The following is a 20,967-nucleotide window of genomic DNA, read 5'->3' as shown; positions in this document are numbered from 1 at the left end:
CGGATCGGGAGGACATGTCGTGCAGCGTGCTGGCGGGCCGCGGTGATTCGTATTCCGCCGATCAAGGTGGGCATGTCGACCGCCGCCGTCTATCCGGAATCGACCGCCCGGGCCTTTGCCCGCGCCGCCGATCTGGGCTATGACGGGGTCGAAGTGATGGTGCAGACCGAACCGGCCAGCCAGGACCCGATCGCCCTTGCCGCCCTCGCGGACGACTTCTCGATGCCGGTGCTGTCCGTGCATTCCCCGTGCCTGCTGGTCACTGCGCGGGTGTGGACCAGCGACCCGCTGGTCAAACTGGCCCGATCCATCGACATGGCCGAACAACTCGGGGCCGGCACCGTCGTCGTTCATCCGCCCTTTCTCTGGCAACGGGCGGCGGCGGCCACGTTCACCGAATCGGTTGCCGAATTGCAGGATCGGACGGAGGTGCGGATCGCGGTCGAGAACATGTTCCCGGTCAAAGTCCGCGGCACCCGGGTGAACAGTTATCGCCCGCACTGGAATCCGGTGCCGGCGGGACATCGCTGGTACACCCTGGACCTTTCCCACACGGCAACCTCCGGCAGCGACGCCGTGGAACTGGCCGACCAGATGGGCGAGCGGCTGGGACACCTTCATCTGGCGGACGGCTCCGGGTCGAGCAAGGACGAGCATCTGGTGCCGGGGCGAGGCGCCCAGCCGTGTGCCGAGATCTTGGAGCGGTTGGCCCGCAACGGATTCGACGGAACAGTGGTCGTCGAGATCTCCACTCGGGGTCAAGACGCGGACACCCGGGAGATCGACCTGGCCGAGGCCCTCACGTTTGCCCGACTGAATCTGGCCACCACGTCGGAGACGCCCGTGGAATCGGCCGGTAACGGGCATTAGATCCGGTCGGCGGTCGACTCCGTAGTGAAATTTCTCTCGGACAATGACGCGGATGGGTAACCCCATGTCCTTCGACGCGCTACGCTGGTCGTTACGCCGGGCATCCGGCTTGCCGGCCTGGATCAACGTCTTCGGAGCGTGATTCCCGCGGGGTCTCCTGTCGCGCAGGGCATCCCATGGGTGATTCGATTCCGAATTGTCCGGATCCAGAATGTCGGTTTATTGATCGGCAGCACTGGAAGGTACGGAGCTCCACATGGCACAGCAAACCACGGTGACGCTGACGGATGATCTGGATGGCACCAAGGCGGCGGAAACGGTCCGGTTCGGTCTGGATGGTCGGTTGTACGAGATCGATCTGAACAAGCGGAATGCGGCGGCCCTGCGCAAGGTGCTGGCCGAATTCACGGCCGCCGGTCGTAAGGTTCGCGGATCCCGGACGGCGACCAAGCCGGTGGCGGCGCCGGCTCCGGCGCGGATCGACGCGAAGGCGGTCCGGGAATGGGCGGCCGCCAACGGGATCACGGTGTCCGCCCGCGGCCGGATTCCGGCAGACGTCCTGTCCCGGTACGAAGAATCCGTCGCCTGATTCCGCCGATGATGACTGACCACCCGGATTGGTGGAAGCGATCGGTCGTCTACCAGATCTATCCGCGCAGTTTCGCCGATTCCAATGGTGACGGAATCGGCGACCTGCGGGGGATCATCGAGCGGGTCGACTACCTCGCCGCGCTCGGCGTGGATGTCATCTGGTTGTCCCCGGTCTACCCGTCGCCGCAGGACGACAACGGCTACGACATCAGCGATTATCAGGATATCGAGCCGGTCTTCGGCAATCTGGGCGATTTCGACGAATTATTGACGGCCGTGCACGACCGGGGCATGCGGATCGTCATGGACCTGGTGGTCAATCACACCTCCGACGAGCATTCCTGGTTCGTGGATTCTCGCTCGGGCCCGGACAGCCCGCGCCGGGACTGGTACTGGTGGCGCCCGGCCCGGGCCGGGATGCCCGCGGGTGCACCGGGTGCCGAGCCGACCAATTGGGGTTCGTTCTTCAGCGGCCCGGCCTGGGAATTCGATCCGTCCAGTGGTGAGTACTACCTGCACCTCTTCTCCCGTAAACAGCCGGATCTGAATTGGGAGAACCCGGACGTTCGTCGAGCGGTCTACGAGATGATGCGGTGGTGGCTGGACCGCGGCGTGGACGGCTTCCGCATGGACGTCATCAACATGATTTCGAAGGACCCGGCACTGCCTGACGGCGCAGTGACCCATGGCGTCCTGGGTGACGGTTCGCCGCATTTTCAATGCGGCCCGCGGATCCATGAGTTTCTGCAGGAGATGCACGCCCAGGTGTTCGACGGTCGCCCCGGGCACCTGCTCACGGTCGGGGAGATGCCGGGGGTCACCGTCGACGAGGCCGTGCTGTTCACCGATCCCGCGCGCCGCGAGGTCGACATGGTCTTCCAGTTCGAGCATGTCAGTCTCGACTCGGGGCCCGCCGGCAAATGGGACCTGCGCCCGCTGCGCCTGCTGGATCTGAAGGCGAGCCTGGGCCGCTGGCAGGCCGGCCTCGCCGAGCGCGGGTGGAACAGCCTGTACTGGGACAACCACGATCAGCCGCGGGCGGTATCCCGTTTCGGCGATGACGGTCGCTATCGGATCGAATCGGCGAAATTGCTGGCGACCGTGCTGCACCTGCATCGCGGCACGCCGTACATTTACCAAGGCGAAGAACTCGGTATGACCAATGCGCCGTTCGCCGGCCCGGACGACTTCCGGGACATCGAATCGGTCAATCATTACCGCACCGCGGTCGCCGCGGGGCAGGACCCCGACTCGGTGTTGGCGGCCCTGCGCCTGCGCAGCCGGGACAATGCCCGTACCCCGATGCAGTGGGACGCCTCGCCCGGCGCCGGTTTCAGCACCGGGCAGCCGTGGATCGCGGTCAATCCGAATCATGTCGAGATCAACGCTGCTGCGCAGACCGGCGATCCGGAATCCGTCTTCGCGCACTATCAGGCGGTCATCGCCCTGCGGCACGCGGAACCGGCCGTCGCTCACGGCGACTTCACCATGCTGCTGCCGGACGACCCGGTTATTTATGCATTCACCCGGCATTTCGAAGCGACCACACTGCTCGTGCTGGCGAATTTTTCGGCCGAATCGGCCGCGGCTCCGGTACCGGAGGAATCCGAATGGGCGGCCGCCGAACTCGTGCTCGGGAACTACCCGGCGGGTGACCCGACCTCGAGCGTGCTGCTGCGGCCCTGGGAGGCCCGGGTCTATCGGCGGAGGCGATAGCGCCGCGACGATAGGGTGGTGTGGTGAGCGAGCGTCAGCGACTGAACCATGGGCACCCGACCGTGTGCGGGCCGTCCGAGCCGGCGAGGCGCCGTAGGCGGGCCGCGGCGTGAGTCTGCAACTGTACGACACCGCGACCCGATCGGTCCGGCCGTTCGAGCCGCTGCGTCCCGGGGTGGTGTCCGTGTACAACTGCGGGGCCACGGTGCAATGGCATCCGCACATCGGGCATCTGCGGGGCGCCGGCATTGTCTACGACGTTTTGCGGCGCTGGCTGGAATTCAACGGCTTCGAGGTCCGGCACGTGCGGAACGTCACCGACATCGACGACAAGATTCTGGCCAAGGCGGCGGAAGCGGGCCGGCCCTGGTGGGAGTGGGCGGCCACGCACGAGCGCAGCTTCGACGACGCCTACGACACGCTCGGCTGCCTGCGGCCGTCGGTCGAGCCGCGGGCCACCGGCCACATCCCGCAGATCCTGGAAATGATCGCCGAGCTCGTCGAGGCCGGGCACGCTTATGCGGCCGGCGGCGACGTCTATTTCGCGGTGCGGACCCAGCCCGATTACGGGTTCCTGTCGGGCCAACGGATCGACGAGATGGTGCAGGGCGAGACGGAGGCGGGCGACAAACGGGACCCGGCCGATTTCACGCTCTGGAAGGCCGCCAAGCCGGGCGAGCCGTCCTGGGCTTCGCCGTGGGGCCGCGGGCGTCCGGGTTGGCACATCGAATGCTCGGCAATGGCCCGCGCCTACCTCGGTTCCGAATTCGACATCCACGGCGGCGGGCTCGATCTGATCTTCCCGCATCACGAGAACGAGGCCGCGCAGTCGCATGGTCTCGGTGACGTGTTCGCCCGGTACTGGCTGCATTCACATTGGGTCACGATGTCCGGTGAAAAAATGTCCAAATCCCTGGGCAACATCCTGTCGGTGCCGACGATCACCGAGAAGGTTCGGGCGGTGGCCCTGCGGTATTACCTGATCAGTGTTCATTACCGGTCGTCGATCGAATATTCCCAGGAGGCCCTGGACGACGCGGCCAAGGCATTCGAGCGGATCGAGGCGTTCCTGCACCGGGCGGCCGATCGCATCGGCGCCGGCGGCGAAGGTGTTCCGCTCGGCGACATCCCGGACGCCTTCCGGCGGGCGATGGACGACGATCTCGGGGTGCCCAAGGCGTTGGCGGTCGTGCACGAGATGGTGCGATCCGGAAACGCGGCGCTCGCCGCGTCCGACGACGGCACCGCGCAGGAGCTGGCGTCGTCGGTGCGGGCCATGATGGCGGTGCTGGGCCTGGATCCCTGGGCGCTGCCGTGGGCGGCCAAGGGTGAGGACCCCCGGCTGGTGACGGCGACCGGCCGGTTGCTCGATGGTCTGCTCGCCGAGCGGGCGCAGGCCCGCAAGGACCGGGACTTCGCGCGGGCCGACGAGATCCGCACGCAGCTGGCGGCGGCCGGCTTCGCCATTGAGGACACCAAGGACGGGCCGGTGTGGTCCGTGGCCGGGTCCACCGGCCGGCCCTGAACCCCTTTATTCGTTCACGGAGGACCCTGACATGGCCGGCAACTCGCAGCGCCGCGGCGCGACCCGCAAGACGGGCACGAAGAAGGGGCAGGTGACCGGCAGCGGTGGCCGGCCACGGCGGGCGCTGGAGGGCAAGGGCCCGACGCCACCGGCGGAGATGCGCAAGGGGCATCCCGCGACGCGTCGGGCGGCCGCCGCGGCGAAACGCAAGCCGGCGGCGGGCCCGTCGAAGCCGGCCCCCCGCCCTCGCGGTGAGCTGCCGGAGACGGTGGTCGGTCGCAACCCGGTGGTGGAGGCGTTGCGGGCCGGGGTGCCGGCCACCGCGCTCTACGTGGCCGGCGGGCTGGCGTCGGACGAGCGGGTCGCCGAGGCGATCGCCGGGGCGGCCGAGCGCGGCATACCGCAACTGGACGTGTCCCGACCCGAACTGGACCGGCTGACCGGCAACGCGATCCATCAGGGCGTGGCCCTGGTCGTCCCGCCCTACCAGTACGCGCACCCGGACGACCTGCTCGGGCGCGCCCGCGACTCCGGCCGGGCCGCGCTCATCGTCGCGGTCGACGGGGTGACCGACCCGCGGAACCTGGGCGCGATCGTCCGGTCGGCCGCCGCCTTCGGCGCGCACGGGGTGGTGGTGCCCGAGCGGCGGAGCGCGGGGATGACCGCGTCGGCGTGGCGGACCTCCGCCGGCACCGCGGCCCGGCTGCGGGTCGCCCGGTGCACCAACCTGGTCCGCACCCTGAAGGACTACGCGGCACAGGGTTTGATGATCGCCGGCCTGGACGCCGACGGCACCACCGACACGGACTCGTTCGAACTGGCCACCTCCCCCCTGGTGTTGGTGGTCGGCTCCGAGGGTCGCGGTCTGGCCCGGCTCACCCGCACCGTCTGTGACGTCACCGTCTCCATCCCGATGGCCCGCGCGGTCGAGTCCCTGAACGCATCCGTGGCCGCCGGCGTCGTTCTCGCGGAGGTGGCCCGCCGCCGTCGCACCGACCGGCCCACCACCTGACCTGCCCCCCGACACCCCTGCCCGCCCCGCACGGACCTGTCCCCGCCCCGCGCGGATCAACTCGGGCGGCGCGGATCAACCCACCCCGAAGGTGACGGGTGGGACGGAAGTCGTCGACTTCGTCCGCGCGGCCGGGGGGCAACCACCCGTGGAGACAAGCGCGGATCAACTCACGCCGAATGTGACGGGTGGGGCAGGGGTCAACCACTTCGTGCGCGCCGGCGGTCATGATCCGCGCGGGGCCGGGGTGCCGGGTGCGGGCGGATCGTGACGCGGCGCAAGCTCCATGTGACCGGTGTGTGACGGTCTCGTGTGGTGATGCTGAGGGTGGGTGATCCATGCCCGGTGATGTACTACTCTCCTGAGAGTGATTCTCAGAATGGTTAACACTTCGAACGGTCGTCGCCGCCTGGGTGCGGCTGTCCTTGGCGCAGCGCTCGCCATTACCCTCGCGGCCTGCTCCGGCGGGAGTTCGAGCGGTGCCGGCACGACCACCGCCGGCTCGGCCGGGGCCAGCGGGTCCGCCGACGCCGCCACCGGGACGATCAAGGTCGTCGCTGCCACCAACGTCTGGGGCGACGTCGTCAAGCAGATCGGCGGTGACCACGTCGAGGTCACCTCGATCATCTCCGACCCCAATGCCGATCCGCACTCCTTCCAGTCGTCCCCGCGCAATCAGCTGGCCCTCTCGTCGGCCCAGCTGATCGTGGAGAACGGCGGCGGGTATGACGACTTCATGCAGACCATGGTGTCGTCGGCCAACAGCAAGGCGCCCGTCATCACCGCCGTCGACGCCTCCGGCGTGACCCCGCAGGACGGCGAGCTCAACGAGCACGTCTGGTACGACCTGCCCGGCACGATCAAGGTCGCCGACGCGATCGCCGCCGAACTGGCCACCATCGACCCGGCGAACGCCAGCACCTTCCAGGCGAATTCGGCGACGTTCGACCAGGCGGTCAACGACCTGGTCACCCAGGCCGAGGCGATCAAGTCAGCGCACGCCGGCGCCCCGGTGGCGATCACCGAGCCGGTGCCGGTTTACCTGCTGGCGACCGCCGGCCTGAAGAACGTCACCCCGGCCGAGTTCAGCGAGGCGATCGAGAGCGAGACGGACGTCCCGGCGACCGTCATGGACGAGACGCTCAAGCTGTTCAGCGGTCAGCAGGTCAAGCTGCTCGCCTACAACGAGCAGACCACCGGCCCGCAGACCGAGCAGGTGCTCGAGGCGGCGACGTCCAACGGCATTCCCACGGTCCCGGTCACCGAGACCCTGCCGGACGGGCAGGATTACCTGTCGTGGATGAAGTCCAACATCCAGGCGCTGAGCCAGGCGCTGGGCGGATGACCGAGCCGGCGACCGTGTCCTCCCCGGTGGCGGCCCGGCCGGCACCCGCCGGACCGGCCGCCCCGGCGAGCGGGCCGCCCGCGTTGCAGCTGCGCGACGCGGGTCTGGCATTCGGTCGCCGGACGCTGTGGAACCACCTGAACCTGTCGATCGCCCGTGGCGAATTCGTGGCGGTCCTCGGCTCGAACGGATCGGGCAAGACCAGCCTGCTGCGCACCATTCTCGGGGAGGTGGCCCTGACCAGCGGGTCGGGCGCGATCAGCGGCCGCCCGCTGGGCCGGGGCAGCACCCACGTCGGCTACGTCCCGCAGAAGATCGCCATCGACGCGGCGACGATGATCAAGGCCCGGGACGTGGTGCGGATGGGCCTGGACGGCCACCGCTGGGGCCTGCCCGTCGCGATCGGGGCCCGACGGCGCCGGATCCGCGCGCGCATCGACGAGCTGCTGGACTCGGTCGGGGCGACCGCCTTCGGCGACTCGCCGGTCTCGATGCTGTCCGGCGGTGAGCTCCAGCGCATCCGAGTGGCCGCCGCGCTGGCCAGCGACCCGGTGCTGCTGCTGTGCGATGAGCCGCTGGCGGCGCTGGACCTGCGCCATCAGCAGGACATCGCCGCGCTGATCGACCAGCGGCGCCGGCGGTTGGGCACCGCGGTGCTGTTCGTCACCCACGACATCAACCCGGTGCTGCCCTACGTGGACCAGGTCTTGTACCTGGCCGGTGGCTCGTTCCGCCTGGGCCGTCCCGAGGAGGTGCTCACGTCGGCCGGCCTGTCCGATCTCTACGGCGCACCGGTGGACGTGCTCCGGGCGCAGGGCCGGATCATCGTCGTGTCGTCGCTGGAGAGTCTCGAGCATCAGTCCCACGACGATCACGGGGCGACCGAACTGGGAATGGGACGGTGACCGACCGGTGAGCGACGTCTGGGACAAGATCTTCAACTTCGACGACTACGGCCAGCTGCTCGCGCTGCTGCACAACTCGATCCTGGCCGGCGCGATCCTCGGCCTGGTCGGCGGCCTGATCGGCGTCTTCGTCATGATGCGGGACCTGACCTTCGCGGTGCACGGGATCAGCGAGCTGTCCTTCGCCGGCGCGTCGTTCGCGCTGCTGGTCGGGATGAACGTGGTCGTCGGCTCGATCATGGGGTCACTGCTGGCCGCGGTGCTCATCGGCGTGCTGGGCGTCAAGGCCCGCGAGCGATCGTCCATCATCGGCGTGCTGATGCCGTTCGGCCTGGGATTGGGCGTGCTGTTCCTGGCCCTGTACCCGGGCCGGTCGGCCAACAAGTTCGGGCTGCTGACCGGGCAGATCGTGGCCGTCGACGACCCCCAGCTGATCTGGCTGGGCGGGATCTCGCTGCTCGTGCTGGCGGCGCTGGCCGTGGTGTGGCGCCCGCTGATGTTTGCCTCGGTCGACCCGGACATCGCGGCCGCCCGCGGGGTGGCCGTGCGCGGGCTGTCCCCGGTCTTCATGCTCATGCTCGGGCTGACCGTGGCCATGGCGATCCAGGTCGTCGGCGCCCTGCTGGTGCTCTCCCTGCTGGTCACCCCGGCCGCCGCGGCGATGCGGGTCACCGCATCGGCCATGTGGGTGCCGGTGCTGTCGGTGATCTTCGCGATGGTCTCGACGGTCGGCGGCATCCTGCTCGCGCTCGGCGGCAGCATCCCGATCAGCCCGTACATCACCACCATCTCGTTCACGATCTGGGTGGTGTGCCGGCTGCTCGGCTCGGCGCGCACCCGCCGCGGCTGGTCACGGCGGGCCCCCGCCGCGCCGCCGGCACCCGTGCCGGTTGGGTCCGGCGCCCGCTGAGCGTTCCTGGGTCGCGGCCGGCCATGCCCCGCGGGACGTCGGATACCCCGCGGCCGGAGATTTTCCGCACACGGGCTCGGGCCGGTCGGCCGACCTGCGGAACGAACAACGGGGCGGCCCCGCATTCCTGCGGAACCGCCCCGTCGGCCGGAGGGATGGAGCTACTTGCCCAGGTCCACCGATGCGGCGGTCGCCGCGGCCGTGGTGGCGTCGGCCGGCACGGCATCGGAGGACTTGAACCGGATGCCGGTGTTCGGGTCGAAGACGTGGCAGTGCTCGGCGTCGGTCGGCAGCGCGTGCACGGTCGAGCCGGCCGTGGGGTGGATACGCGCGTCGGCGCGGATCACCAGGCGGTTCCCGTCCGGGGTGTGTCCGTGCACGAACGCGTCGGCGCCGAGTTCCTCGACCAGGTCGATCGTCACCGGGATGCCGCTGCCGGCGAGCGTGATGTTCTCCGGACGGACGCCGAAGGTGACCTCCTTGAGCCCGGCGGCCGACGCCTCGGACATCACCGAACGGGGGAGCGTGAATACGGCGTCACCGAGCTGGGCACCGTCGCCGACCAGCGGGACGGTCAGCAGGTTCATCGCCGGGGAACCCATGAAGCCGGCGACGAACACGTTGACCGGCTTGTCGTAGAGGGTCCGCGGGGTGTCGACCTGGTTGAGGATCCCGTCCTTGAGCACGGCGACCCGGTGGCCCATCGTCATGGCCTCGACCTGGTCGTGGGTGACGTAGACGGTGGTGGTGCCCAGCCGCGACTGCAGCTCGGCGATGTTGGCGCGGGTCTCCACCCGGAGTTTGGCGTCCAGGTTGGACAGCGGCTCGTCCATCAGGAACACGGAGGGCTCGCGGACGATCGCCCGGCCCATGGCGACGCGCTGCCGCTGACCACCGGAGAGGGCCTTGGGCTTGCGATCGAGGTATTTCTCGAGGTCGAGCAGGCCGGCCGCCTCCTTCACCTTCTCGGCGATCTCGGTCTTGTTGACGCCGCGCAGCTTGAGCGCGAAGCCCATGTTCTCGGCGACGGTCATGTGCGGGTACAGCGCGTAGGACTGGAACACCATCGCGATGTCCCGGTTCTTCGGAGGTACGTGAGTGACGTCGCGGCCGCCGATCAGGATGCGGCCCTCGTTGACGTCCTCCAGACCGGCGAGCATGCGCAGCGCGGTGGACTTGCCCGAGCCGGACGGACCGACCAGCACGAGGAACTCGCCGTCGGGGATCTCCAGGTTCAGGGTGTCCACGGCGCGCACAGGCGGGCTGCCGGGGTAGACGCGGGAGGCTCCGTCGTACTGGACGTCGGCCATTGAACGTCACGTCCTTCCATCGGCGCGGAGGGTGGCTCCGGACCGGTCGCAGGTTGCTTCGAGAGGCGGTCGAGGACGACCCTAGCCGACCGATCGGCCGGAGGGAAGGGCTCGGGAAAACGTTTTCCAGGAGGTCGATCGACGGTGTGGGTCAGCACGGCCGGTCGCGACCTCGGATCGACCCACCCGGCGCGGTCCGGCGACGCGCGATCGCCGGGGAGGATCGGATCGCTCCACGCGACGCACCGTTCCCCGGCCACCCGGGCCGGACGCGCGGCATGGCACACGGTGGCGGGCCGGATGCCGATTCCGGGGGGCCGACGCGATAGCGTGTCGAGGATGGACCGACCCCCACGGACGAGGCCGCCGGCGACGCTGGCGTCGCTCGCCGCCGAGTTGGGAGTGTCCAGAACGACGGTGTCCAACGCCTACAACCGGCCGGACCAGTTGTCGCCGCAGCTGCGTTCCCGGGTGATGGAGGCGGCCCGGCGGATGGGCTACCCCGGGCCCGATCCGATGGCCCGCTCGCTGCGCACCCGCAAGGCCGGTGCGGTCGGGCTGCTGCTGGCCGAGCAGGTGTCCTACGCCATCCGCGACCCCGGGGCCGTCGCCTTTCTCGAGGGGCTGACCCTGGAGTGCGACGAGGCGCAGGTCGGTCTGCTGCTGGTGCCGGCCCGACCCGAATCGGAGGATGTCGCCGGGGTGACCAGGGCCGCCGTTGACGGCTTCGTCGTCTATTCGATGCCCGACGACGACCCCCACCTGACCGCCGCCCTCGCCCGTCCGGTGCCGTCGGTGATCTGCGACCAGCCCACCTTCCCCGGGACGGACTCGGTCGGCATCGACGACCGGGCCGCGATCCGTCAGGTGGCCGAGCACCTGCTCCAGCTGGGCCACCGCCGGATCGGGGTGGTCTGCATGCGGCTGGGCCGGGCCCGGCTGGACGGTCCGGTGCCCATCGAGCGGCAGGTCGCCGCCCGGTACCACGTCCAGCGCAACCGGCTGGTCGGCCTGCGCGAGGCGTGCACGGCGGCGGGCGTGGCCTGGGACCGTATCCCGGTCGTCGAGCGGTTCGAGCACACCGTCGAGGCGGGCGCCTCGGCCGCCGCCGAGGTGCTGTCGCTCGACCCGGGGATCACCGCGTTGATCGCCACCTCGGACGTGCTCGCGCTCGGCGCGATCGGTGAACTCACCCGACGGCACCAGCGGGTCCCCCAGGACGTCTCGGTGACCGGCTTCGACGGCATCAAGGCGGCGGTCGATGCGGGGCTCACGAGCGTGGAGCAACCGGTGGTGGAAAAGGGTCGGCAGGCGGGCCGGATGCTGCTCAGCCCGGCCCGCAAGGCCGCTGGCCGGCGGATCGTGCTGCCCACGACATTCCTGCCCGGCCGCACCACGGCGCCACCCCGACGCTGACATTTCAGACCGCTGACATCCCCGCGCAGGCCGCCCCGGCACGGCAGGCTGATGCCCGGTGGCATCCCTGCGGAACGGGTGGACGGGTCATGACGCGAGCACAAGGACACGAAGACGGTACGACGGGCCCGGCGGGCGACGTCGGAGCGGCGTCGCCGGCCACCCCCGCTCCGACGGTGGCTTCCCCCGAACCCACCCAGCCGACGCCGCCGGTGGTGCCGCCCCGGCCGCCGGGACCGACGTGGGCCGCCTCCCTGCCGCGGGGTCTGATGCTGGTGCTGGGCATCGCCGGCGTCCTGTTCATCGCCGGCAGCATGCGTGCGATACCGGGCATCCTCGGCCCGGTGTTCCTGGCGCTGGTGCTGGCGATCCTGGTCGACCCGCTCCGGGCCGTCCTCATCCGGCGGAACACGTCCCGAGCATTGGCCTCGATAGCGGCGTTCGTGCTCGCGCTACTGATCATCGTGGGGCTGGTCGCGGCCACCGTGGTCGGCATCGTCCAGTTCATCAAGTTGATCCCGCAGTACTCCGACGAGTGGAGCAACACCCTGGCGCAGCTTCAGTCCTGGCTGGCCGACCTGGGCCTGACCAGCACCGACATCTCCTCGATGCTGCAGAACATCAGCCCCGGCACGGTCGCGTCGGCGGCCGAGTCGCTGCTGTCCGGAGTCACCGGCGTGATCTCCGGCACGCTGTTCACCATCGTGCTGCTGATCTTCCTGGCGGTGGACGGCACGATCTTTCCGCGGCGGTTCGCTCTCGCCCGGCCCGGCCACGAGGTCGCCTTCGACGGGTTGCGGACCTTCGCCTCGGGCACCCGCCGTTACTTCGGCGTCGCCACCGTCTTCGGCGGCATCGTCGCGGTGCTGGACACCGCCGCCCTGCTCATCCTGGGTGTGCCCGCCGCCTTCCTGTGGGGCCTGCTGGCGTTCGTCACCAACTACATCCCCAACGTCGGCTTCATCATCGGGTTGATCCCGCCGACCTTCCTGGCCTTCCTGCAGGGCGGCCCGCAACTGGCCATCGCCGTGCTGGTGGTCTATTGCGTGCTGAACTTCATCATCCAGTCGGTGCTGCAACCCAAGTTCGTCGGCGACGCGGTCGGTCTGACCACCACCATGAGCTTCCTGTCGCTGATCATCTGGACGTTCATCCTCGGGCCGATCGGCGCCATTCTGGCCATCCCGGCCAGCCTGCTGGTCAAGGGAATGATGGTGGACATCGACCCGCAGGCCCGCTGGCTACAGCTGGTCCTCGGCGATCCCTCCAACCCGAACGCGGAGAAGCCGAAGAAGTCCCGCAATCCCAAGGAAGGTCGTTGACGGTTCAGGATGCCTGGGGGCCTGGCGCTCGGCGCCGGGTCGGCGCAACGCTCGACCATCCGGCAGCCATGGGGAGGACGTGGCATGGCGTTGGTGACCTGTCGGGAAGCTCGCCCAGGATCTCGGTGATCTTGGTGTCACCGAGGCTTCGGTCCTTCTTGCCCATGTATTCATGTCCCAGCTCGGGTGGGGCGTGGGCGGTGAACAGTCGGTCACCGAAGCTCTGCTCCGGGCCATCGGCACTTCGGGGACATTGGTGATGCCTGCGCAGTCCTGGCAGTGTGCGACCCGGATTACCTGAACGATCCTGACGTTCTCCGCGAGGTCTGGCCACTCATACGCGACAATCTGCCCGCCTATGATCCGGCGGTCACGCCGGCCCGGACGATGGCGGGTGGTCGCGGAGCTGTTTCGCACCATCCCGGGCGCGGTCCGCAGCTTCGACGACGTCGGAGCAGACTTTGCCCGGGAGACGGGCCTGCTGCGCGCTGGCCGGGTGGGTGACGTAACTGCGTTGCTCGGTCCACAGCGGCCATTGATTGACTACGCCACTGGATGGTTCACCGACCACCGATCCGTCGGCGGAACGGAACACACTGTTCTGAATCCGTAGGGCAAATCTGGATTCCGACAGGAACGCCGTTCCGGCGGGTTCGCCGACCGCATGAGGCGTCGATTGCGACGATTGATCTCATGGTCGTGACACCGGACTTTGCCACGCACTATCACCGAGCCGACCGTGCTCCGTTCCTGAACCTGTCGGATCTGGCTCCGACGCAGCTGACGCAGGTGTTGGCCGGCTTGAACTCGCCGGACAACGCTGCACGCTCTGCCCGCCGTTTCGGAGTGCGGTACATCGACCTGCGTCGGGCGACCGAAGCGCTGGCCCGCCAGCTCTTCGTCGACCGGGGCGGTCGTCCGGAACGCACCTCACCGCACTATTTCGTTCTCGGCGAGAGCGATTGGTTCGCCGGCCTTTACGCTGACGCTGCGCACGTGCGGGTACCGCTGGCCGCTCTGCCGCCCGACTGCACCTCTTGGACCTGGGGTGACAGCATCAGCTCTCTCGGCTTGGGCACTGCGTTCGGTCTGCCTGCTCCGGATCCGGCGCACTGCAACGTCTTCCGCATCGACGAACTCCCTGCGCAGGTGGCAATCCACGGCCTCCCGGATCGCACCGACCGCACCGGCTACGCCGGACATGAGCACACGCTGATCAACGACTACGTGGAGATCCAACTCTGGTCCGACCTGCCCATCCGCCGCTACCTCGACAGCAGCGGCGCCCGACGTTGATCCACTCACCACATCCGATCGCGATCGACGCGGGTGCCGTCGTGCTCGGTACGACCTCGGACATGCACGGCGGCGTCGTCGACCCGGTCGGCGTCGATTGTCGGACGCTGGTGGCAGGATGCGCGGCATGATCGATCACTTCGGCATCCAGTGCGACGACATGGCCGCCGCGACGGCCTGGTACGACGCGTTCTTCGCCCCGTTGGGCTATGGGCGGGCGATGGACTTCGGGGTAGCCGTGGGCTACGGCCCGCCCGAGCACCCGTACTTCTGGTTGGGCGAGGCCACCGACCCGGGCGGGCGGCAGTCGCATATCGCGTTCACCGCGGCCGACCGTGACGTGGTGGACGAGGTGCATCGGGTGGCCGTGGGGCTGGGCCTGGAGATCCTGCACGAGCCTCGGGAGTGGCCGGAGTATCACCCGGGCTACTACGCGGTCTTCGTCCGCGATCCCGACGGCAACAACGTCGAGGCGGTCTGCCACCGGCCGCCCGAGGAGTGACGCCGGTGTTTGCGGCGATCGAGCCGTACGCCACGGGGATGCTGCCCGCGGCGCACGGGGCCGAGCTGTACTGGGAATGTTCCGGCCACCCGGGCGGCGCGGCTGCGCTGTTCCTGCACGGCGGTCCCGGGGCACCGATGTCCGGGGGGTACCGGCGCCAGTTCGATCCCCACCGGTGGCGGATCGTCTACCTGGACCAGCGTGGTTGCGGGCGCAGCCGGCCGCTGGCCCATCAGGTTCTGGGCTCCCTGGCAACGAACACCACCGATCAGCAGATCGACGACCTCGAATTGCTGCGCGAACATCTGGGCATCGAGCGGTGGTTGCTGGTCGGCGGCTCCTGGGGGGTGACCTTGGCCCTGGCGTATGCGCAGCGGCACCCCGACCGGGTCACCGGGCTGGCGCTGGCCGCGATCACCGACGGCGCGCGCGAGCACCTCGAGTGGATCACCCAGGACATGCGTCGGGTCTTCCCCCGCGAGTGGGACGAGTTCGCCGCGGCCGCCGGGCGGCGACCGGGGCAGCGGGTGCTGGACGCCTACCTCGAGCGGATCACCGACCCGGATCCGACAGTCCGGGTTGCGGCCGCCCAGGCGTGGTGCGCGTGGGAGGACGTGCACGTCTCGTTGGCCCCCGGCTGGACGCCGAGCACGCGATACCCCGACCCGGAGTTCCGCGCCCAGTTTGCCACCCTCGTCATCCACTACTGGGCCAACGACTGCTTTCTGCCACCCGACGGCATCCGGTCCGGGATGCCCGCCATCGCGACCATCCCGGGGGTGCTGATCCACGGCCGGTTCGACGTGAGCGGCCCGCTGTCCGTCGCGTGGGATCTGCATCGGGCCTGGCCGGCCAGCCGGCTGGTCGTCCTCGACGACAGCGGCCATGGCGGCCCGTCGATGAGGGAGTCGCTGGCCGCGGCGATCGCCGAGCTGGGTGAGGCCGGCGCGACCAGGTGACTCAGGTTCGTGCCGGACCACCCGGAATCAGTCCGAGGTGCGCTGGTCCTTGGCCACCGGTCCGGACGTGCCGGCCGCGTGCTGGGACCGGCGTTTGATCACCCGCCGGCGCAGGTCGGCCAGCACGTTGAGCACGTCGGCGACCCGGGCCGGGTCGGCGATCCGGGCGTCCGCGACGGTCTCGCCGCGGCCGACCTTGATGCCGATGTCGTTGTCCCCGAGCACGCCGAAGGCGTTCTCGTCCGTGATGTCGTCGCCGATGAAAACCGTTGCCGTGCAATGGTTCGCCTTGACCAACGCCTTGAGCGCGCGGCCCTTGTTGGTGGTCACCACGGTCAGTTCGAGGACCATCTTGCCGCGTAGCAGGTGCACGCCCGGCCAGGTCGCCGGGTTCTCCTCGATCGCCCTGGTGACCGCGGCGGCGTCGTCGGGGTCGGCCCCGCGCAGGTGCACCGCGATGCCGGTCGGCTTCAGCTCCAGCCGGACCTTGGGGAATTCGGCGGTGATCTGCTGCAGCTCCAGGCGCAGCTTGGCCAGCCGCCGCGCGTCGTCGGCGCTGAGCAGGGTCGAGTCGTCCCGGTCCTCGGCCGAGGTCTCCGCGCCGTGGCTGCCGACCAGATGGACCCGGTCGGCCGGGCCGAGCAGCATCTCGAGGTCGGCCAACGCCCGCCCGGACACCACCGCGACCACGGTGCCCGGGGTGACCGTCATCGCCTGCAGGGCCTCCATCGACTCCGGCAACGGCCGGGCGGTCGCCGGGTCGTCCACGATCGGCGCCAGGCAGCCGTCGAAGTCGGTGGCCACCATCAGCCGGCCCGTCTCCGCGACCTGGTGCAGTTTGGCCACGACCTCGCCGGGCAGCCGGCGGGTGGCGTCCGCGACGTGATCCCGGGTGTTCTCCAGCGCGGACAGGAATGCGGCCGCCCACCGGTCGACGTCATGGGTGAGCACCTGCCGGCGCAGCGACCGCATCCGCCGCCTGGCCTCCACCGCGGGCATGGTCAGCGCCTGCCGCAGGTGCTTCTTGACCCCGTCCGTGTCGTACGGGTTGACCAGCAGGCTGGCCCGCAATTCCTTGGCGGCCCCCGTGAACTCGGAGAGCAGCAGCACCCCGCCGCCGTCCACCCGGCAGGCGACGTATTCCTTGGCGACGAGATTCATCCCGTCCCGGAAGGGCGTGACGGTCATCACGTCGGCGGCGACGTAGAAGGCGGCCAGTTCCTCGCGCGGCAGGGACTGGTGCAGGTAGTGCACGGCCGGCCGGCCGATCCGGCCGTAGTCGCCGTTGAGCGCCCCCACCTGCTGCTCGATCTGCTCGCGCATCCGCCGGTAGGACCCCAGCCGTTCCCGGCTCGGGGTGGCGATCTGCACCATCACGGCGTCCTGAACGGCCGGGTCGCCCTCCTTGAGCAGCTCGGCGAAGGCGCGCAGCCGTACGTCGATGCCCTTGGTGTAGTCGAGCCGGTCGACTCCCAGGATGATCTTCTCCGGATCGCCCAGGTCGCTGCGTAAGGTCCGCGCGGCGGCGTGCACCTTCGGGGTGGCGGCCAGCGCCGACTGCTCCGCCGAGTCGATCGCGATCGGGTAGGCGGCGGCCCGGATCAACCGCCCCTCGTGCTCGATGGTGCCGCCGGTGGTAACCGCCCCGGTCAGCGACTTGGCCAGCCGGCCGAAGTTGCGGGCGCCGCCGGGCAGCTGGAAGCCGATCAGGTCGGCGCCGAGCAGCCCGTTGACGATCTGGGAGCGCCAGGGGAGCCGCATGAACAGCTCGACCGGCGGGAACGGGATATGCAGGAAGAAACCGATCCGCACGTCCGGGCGGAGCCGTCGGAGGAACTGCGGGACGAGCTGCAGCTGGTAGTCGTGCACCCATACGGTGGCGCCGGGCGCAGCGAGTTCCGCGGCTTCCTCGGCGAACCGGTTGTTGACCTTCTGGTAGGCCTCCCACCACTCCCGGTGGAAGTGCGATTCGACCACCGCGTCGTGATAGAGCGGCCACAGGGTCTCGTTGGAGAAGCCCTCGTAGTACCTGTCGACCTCGTCCGCGGTCAGGGTGACCGGGTGCAGGCTCAGTCCGTCGGTGGTGGTCGGCTCGATCGTGACGTCCGGGGAGCCGGGCCAACCGATCCAGGCGCCGTGCCGGCGGGACAGGATCGGCGCCAGTGCGGTGACGAGGCCGCCCGGCGCCTGCCGGGCGCGCGTGCTGCCGTCGGGCAGCTTCTCGATGTCGAACGGCAGCCGGTTGGCCACCACGACCATCTCGGCCTGCGCGCCGACCCGATCGTCGGCGTCATTGCCGGCGGCGTCAGGGCGTTCGAGGTCGCCGTCGGTGCGGCGCCCGCCGTTCATGGTCACGTCCGCGGCCGTCGGTCGGGCGTTCACCGGCCCTTCCCAGGCATAGGGATGTGCGTTACCGGCGCGATGGCCGCTGCTGCGGTCGGCTTCTTCACGGTCTGCACAGTTCCCACCCTAGTCAGGGGTGGGAACTCCTTCGGTGCGCGGAGGGTCACAGTCGTGGGCACCAATACGGGGCTGCTCCGCGCCGAGTTGCCACCTTCGGCCCTGCTTGATCGATCCACCAAGGGCCGAAAGTGGCCAGTCGGCCGAGCTTGCGAGGCCGCCATCGAACACGGAGGGAGGGCCCTGGTGGCAATACGGCGACGCAGGAGCCGGATTGCGCAGGGCCGTCCCAGTCGGCCGAGCTTGCGAGTCCCAATCGGCCGAGCGTGCGAGGCCGCCATCGAACACGGACCCTCCCGGTCGTCCGAATCCGGCGGGCGGGCCTCAGTGGCCGAACGGATCGGGGTCGGTACCGGGCAACCAGGAGAGCCCCGGCACGCCCCAGCCGTGCTCGCGCACCGCCTTGAACGCACGCTTGTGGTTCTTGCCGATCAACCGGTCCAGGTACAGGTGACCGTCCAGGTGGTCGGTCTCGTGCTGCAGGCAGCGGGCGAAGAAGCCGGTGCCCTCCACCTCGATCGGCTCCCCGTCCTTGTCGAACCCCTTGACCCGGGCCCAGTCGGCGCGGCCGGTGGGGAAGTTCTCCCCGGGCACCGACAGGCAGCCCTCGCTGTCGTCGTCCGGGTCGGGCATGTTGGTCGGAATGGGTGACGTTTCGATCGTCGGGTTGATGACGTAGCCCTTGCGGCGGGTGCCACCGTCGGGGCAGTCGTACACGAAGATCCGTCGGTCGTCGCCGATCTGGGTGGCCGCCAGGCCTGCGCCGTGGGCGGCCTCGTTGGTCTCGAACATGTCGCGGATCAGCGTGTCGAGCTCGGCGGTGCCGAACTCGGTGATCGGGCGGGTGGGCTGGTGCAGCACCGGCTCGCCGCAGATCACGATGGGGCGGATGGTCATCGGAACAGGGTACGAAATCCGCGCGGAGCGAATTCGGGACCTTCGACCTGGTTCTACTACCGGCCTGGCGGATGTATGGTGCCTGGCTAGGGCAGGCTAACCAACTCCTCGCCCGGCGGCGCGGCCGATCCGCGCGAACCCGAGGCGGGAGGTGCGCGTGCTCGCGACGTTCGTCATCGGCCTCCGCGAGGGGCTTGAGGCGGCCCTCATCGTCGGCATCATCGCCGCGTTCCTCAAGCAGAGCAACCGGGCGGACGCCCTTCGGCACGTCTGGATCGGAGTCGGCGTTGCCGTCGCCATCTGCCTGGGCGTCGGTGTCTTGCTGCAGGTGCTCCGGTCGGAACTGCCACAACAGCAGCAGGAGATGCTGGAGTGCGTCGTCGCCGGCATCGCCGTGCTGATGATCAGCTACATGATCCTGTGGATGCGCAAGCATTCCCGGGACCTGCGCAGCAGCCTGCAGAACGCCGCGGGCAGTGCCCTGGCCCGGGGCAGTGCCGCCGCCTTGATCGTCATGGCGTTCCTCGCCGTCATCCGCGAGGGCTTCGAGACGTCGGTCTTCCTGCTCGCCGCATTCCAGTCCGCGGTCTCCCCGCTGGAGGCCGCGATCGGCGTCGTGCTGGGCATCGCGGTGGCCGTCGGCCTTGGCTACCTGGTCTATCGCGGCGGCATCAAGCTCAACCTGTCCCGGTTCTTCCGGATCACCGGCGCGGTGCTGGTGCTGGTCGCCGCCGGCCTGGTGATGAGCACGCTGCGGGCGGCCTACGAGGCCGGCTGGCTCACGATGGGTCAGCAGCAGGCCCTGGACCTGACCGCGATCGCCCGCCCGGGCTCGGTCCAGGAGTCGCTGCTTACCGGCATGCTGGGCATCCGCTCCACCCTGCCGGTGGTCGAGGTCGTCGCCTACGTGCTCTACGCAGTGCCGATGCTGCTGGTCGTGTTGTGGCCGCCGAAGCACACGCCGAGCACCCGCACCATCGGCCGGATCCTGGTCGGCTCGGCCGCCGCCGCGATCGTCGTCGCGGGCGGGCTGGTGGCCCTGGCCCCGGCCGTGCCCGCCCCGATCACCACCGTGCAGGGTCCGTTCGCGCTCGCCGGGGAGGGCGGGGTCACCGGGACCGCCACCATCCAGCTGACCGGCGACGTGAGTTCGGCCACCCTGTCGGTCGAGGCCGGCGGAGCGACGACCGCCGGGACCACCGCCCTGACCACGAGCGGGCACATCGCGGTCGCGACCACCGACGGCGCGACGGCGACCGCGACCACGCTGACCGGCACCCCGATCAGCGCGCCGGCCCAGGGCGACCTGCCGGCCACCCTGACCGCCCAGCAGATCGCCGCCCTCAACGGTGGCCGGCTGCCGGTCGGCATCCGCTCCGTGCCGGGCCAGACCTACCCGGCGGTCTACACCGACACCGTGACGCCGACCGTCACCGCCGACCAGGACGCCGGCATCGTCGTCGGGCTGAGTGTCCGTTTAGTCCGCACGGCGCAGGTCGAGGTGGTCGGGCGCGCTCCGGTCCAGGTCGGCACGGCGTTGGAGACCACCCTGGTCACCCCGGCCGAGGTGGTCGCCCCAGCGCTGGCCAGGGTCGCCGAGTTCGAGAGCGACCGGGACAGCCAACAGGTTCTCGGCCGGGTGATCCCCGGCCTGCTGGTGGTGTTTGCCGTCGTCATGGCCGCCTTCGGGTTACCGAAGCTGCGGCGCCGGTCGACGGCGGCGTCGTCCCCGCCGACCCCACCTGCCGGCCGCCCTCCGCAGGCCCCGCCGGTCGCCGCGGCGGCCCCGCCGGACGCCGAGTCGGTACCGCTGGCCGCTGAGTCGGTACCGCTGGCCGGTTCGGTGCCCCCGCCCGGGTCCTGACCCGCCCCTCCCCGAGCTCTGCCCGAGCCGATCGTCGGTATGACGTCGATCGGCGACCCATCCTGAC

General features: G+C 69.8%; 17 protein-coding genes and 1 pseudogene. 15 read left to right on the top strand and 3 right to left on the bottom strand.

Translation table 11 applies throughout. The features are described from left to right. Positions 1-72: 72 nt before the first annotated feature. The 8 genes from ACILSK_RS04810 (at position 73) to ACILSK_RS04775 (ending at position 8,874) form a co-directional block, all read left to right on the top strand. The gene (locus tag ACILSK_RS04810; protein WP_395725990.1) at positions 73-870 is read left to right on the top strand and encodes a sugar phosphate isomerase/epimerase family protein; all 798 of its coding nucleotides are present in this window, start codon (positions 73-75) and stop codon (positions 868-870) included. 256 nt (positions 871-1,126) lie between these two features. Further along, a complete protein-coding gene (locus ACILSK_RS04805) occupies positions 1,127-1,459 on the top strand; it encodes an Lsr2 family protein (protein ID WP_395725989.1) in 333 nt (110 codons plus the stop codon). A gap of 11 nt (positions 1,460-1,470) precedes the next feature. Continuing rightward, positions 1,471-3,177 (top strand): alpha-glucosidase, encoded by a 1,707-nt coding sequence (locus ACILSK_RS04800; RefSeq protein WP_395726157.1) that lies wholly within the window; start codon positions 1,471-1,473, stop codon positions 3,175-3,177. A 109-nt stretch (positions 3,178-3,286) separates the two neighbouring features. Next, the gene (cysS, locus tag ACILSK_RS04795; protein ID WP_395725988.1) at positions 3,287-4,702 is read left to right on the top strand and encodes a cysteine--tRNA ligase; all 1,416 of its coding nucleotides are present in this window, start codon (positions 3,287-3,289) and stop codon (positions 4,700-4,702) included. 31 nt (positions 4,703-4,733) lie between these two features. Next, on the top strand, positions 4,734-5,714 hold the full coding sequence (gene rlmB, locus ACILSK_RS04790; protein ID WP_395725987.1) for a 23S rRNA (guanosine(2251)-2'-O)-methyltransferase RlmB: 981 nt from the start codon (positions 4,734-4,736) through the stop codon (positions 5,712-5,714). A gap of 379 nt (positions 5,715-6,093) precedes the next feature. Beyond that, positions 6,094-7,059 carry a metal ABC transporter solute-binding protein, Zn/Mn family gene (locus tag ACILSK_RS04785; RefSeq protein WP_395725986.1) on the top strand — a complete coding sequence of 322 codons (966 nt, stop codon included), beginning with the start codon at positions 6,094-6,096 and terminating at the stop codon, positions 7,057-7,059. Further along, complete coding sequence (locus ACILSK_RS04780; RefSeq protein ID WP_395725985.1) at positions 7,056-7,964, top strand: metal ABC transporter ATP-binding protein; 909 nt, start codon at positions 7,056-7,058, stop codon at positions 7,962-7,964. The genes ACILSK_RS04785 and ACILSK_RS04780 overlap by 4 nt, the downstream gene beginning before the upstream one ends. Positions 7,965-7,971: 7 nt before the next feature. Then, positions 7,972-8,874: a metal ABC transporter permease gene (locus ACILSK_RS04775; protein WP_395725984.1), complete on the top strand. Its 903-nt coding sequence runs from the start codon at positions 7,972-7,974 to the stop codon at positions 8,872-8,874. 161 nt (positions 8,875-9,035) lie between these two features. On the opposite strand, the gene ACILSK_RS04770 is transcribed toward ACILSK_RS04775, so the two are convergent. Beyond that, positions 9,036-10,184: an ABC transporter ATP-binding protein gene (locus ACILSK_RS04770; protein ID WP_395725983.1), complete on the bottom strand. Its 1,149-nt coding sequence runs from the start codon at positions 10,182-10,184 to the stop codon at positions 9,036-9,038. Positions 10,185-10,523: 339 nt separating this feature from the next. Between ACILSK_RS04770 and ACILSK_RS04765 the strand changes: the two genes are divergently transcribed. The 6 genes and pseudogenes from ACILSK_RS04765 to pip all read left to right on the top strand — a co-directional run bounded on the left by ACILSK_RS04765 (position 10,524) and on the right by pip (position 15,679). Next, positions 10,524-11,600 (top strand): LacI family DNA-binding transcriptional regulator, encoded by a 1,077-nt coding sequence (locus ACILSK_RS04765; RefSeq protein WP_395725982.1) that lies wholly within the window; start codon positions 10,524-10,526, stop codon positions 11,598-11,600. Between the two features lie 176 nt (positions 11,601-11,776). After that, the gene (locus ACILSK_RS04760) at positions 11,777-12,922 is read left to right on the top strand and encodes an AI-2E family transporter (RefSeq protein ID WP_395725981.1); all 1,146 of its coding nucleotides are present in this window, start codon (positions 11,777-11,779) and stop codon (positions 12,920-12,922) included. 169 nt (positions 12,923-13,091) lie between these two features. Continuing rightward, positions 13,092-13,223 (top strand): annotated as a pseudogene (locus ACILSK_RS04755) (AAC(3) family N-acetyltransferase); the annotation flags it as partial. A gap of 392 nt (positions 13,224-13,615) precedes the next feature. Continuing rightward, positions 13,616-14,218 (top strand): hypothetical protein, encoded by a 603-nt coding sequence (locus tag ACILSK_RS04750; protein ID WP_395725980.1) that lies wholly within the window; start codon positions 13,616-13,618, stop codon positions 14,216-14,218. A 127-nt stretch (positions 14,219-14,345) separates the two neighbouring features. Then, a complete protein-coding gene (locus ACILSK_RS04745; protein ID WP_395725979.1) occupies positions 14,346-14,720 on the top strand; it encodes a VOC family protein in 375 nt (124 codons plus the stop codon). Continuing rightward, positions 14,717-15,679: a prolyl aminopeptidase gene (gene pip / locus ACILSK_RS04740; protein ID WP_395725978.1), complete on the top strand. Its 963-nt coding sequence runs from the start codon at positions 14,717-14,719 to the stop codon at positions 15,677-15,679. Before ACILSK_RS04745 ends, pip begins: the two co-directional genes overlap by 4 nt. Before the next feature lie 27 nt (positions 15,680-15,706). Here pip and ACILSK_RS04735 read toward each other — a convergent pair whose 3' ends face one another. Next, the gene (locus ACILSK_RS04735; protein WP_395725977.1) at positions 15,707-18,061 is read right to left on the bottom strand and encodes a bifunctional alpha,alpha-trehalose-phosphate synthase (UDP-forming)/trehalose-phosphatase; all 2,355 of its coding nucleotides are present in this window, start codon (positions 18,059-18,061) and stop codon (positions 15,707-15,709) included. A gap of 402 nt (positions 18,062-18,463) precedes the next feature. Continuing rightward, positions 18,464-19,036, bottom strand: a complete 573-nt coding sequence (locus ACILSK_RS04730; protein ID WP_395725976.1) for a peptide deformylase — start codon at positions 19,034-19,036, stop codon at positions 18,464-18,466. 157 nt (positions 19,037-19,193) lie between these two features. Between ACILSK_RS04730 and efeU the strand changes: the two genes are divergently transcribed. Beyond that, positions 19,194-20,900: an iron uptake transporter permease EfeU gene (efeU, locus tag ACILSK_RS04725; protein WP_395725975.1), complete on the top strand. Its 1,707-nt coding sequence runs from the start codon at positions 19,194-19,196 to the stop codon at positions 20,898-20,900. Positions 20,901-20,967 lie beyond the last annotated feature (67 nt).

The organism is Nakamurella sp., assembly GCF_044224575.1.
Classification (GTDB): domain Bacteria; phylum Actinomycetota; class Actinomycetes; order Mycobacteriales; family Nakamurellaceae; genus Nakamurella.
This window is presented reverse-complemented; position numbering and strand designations above follow the sequence as displayed.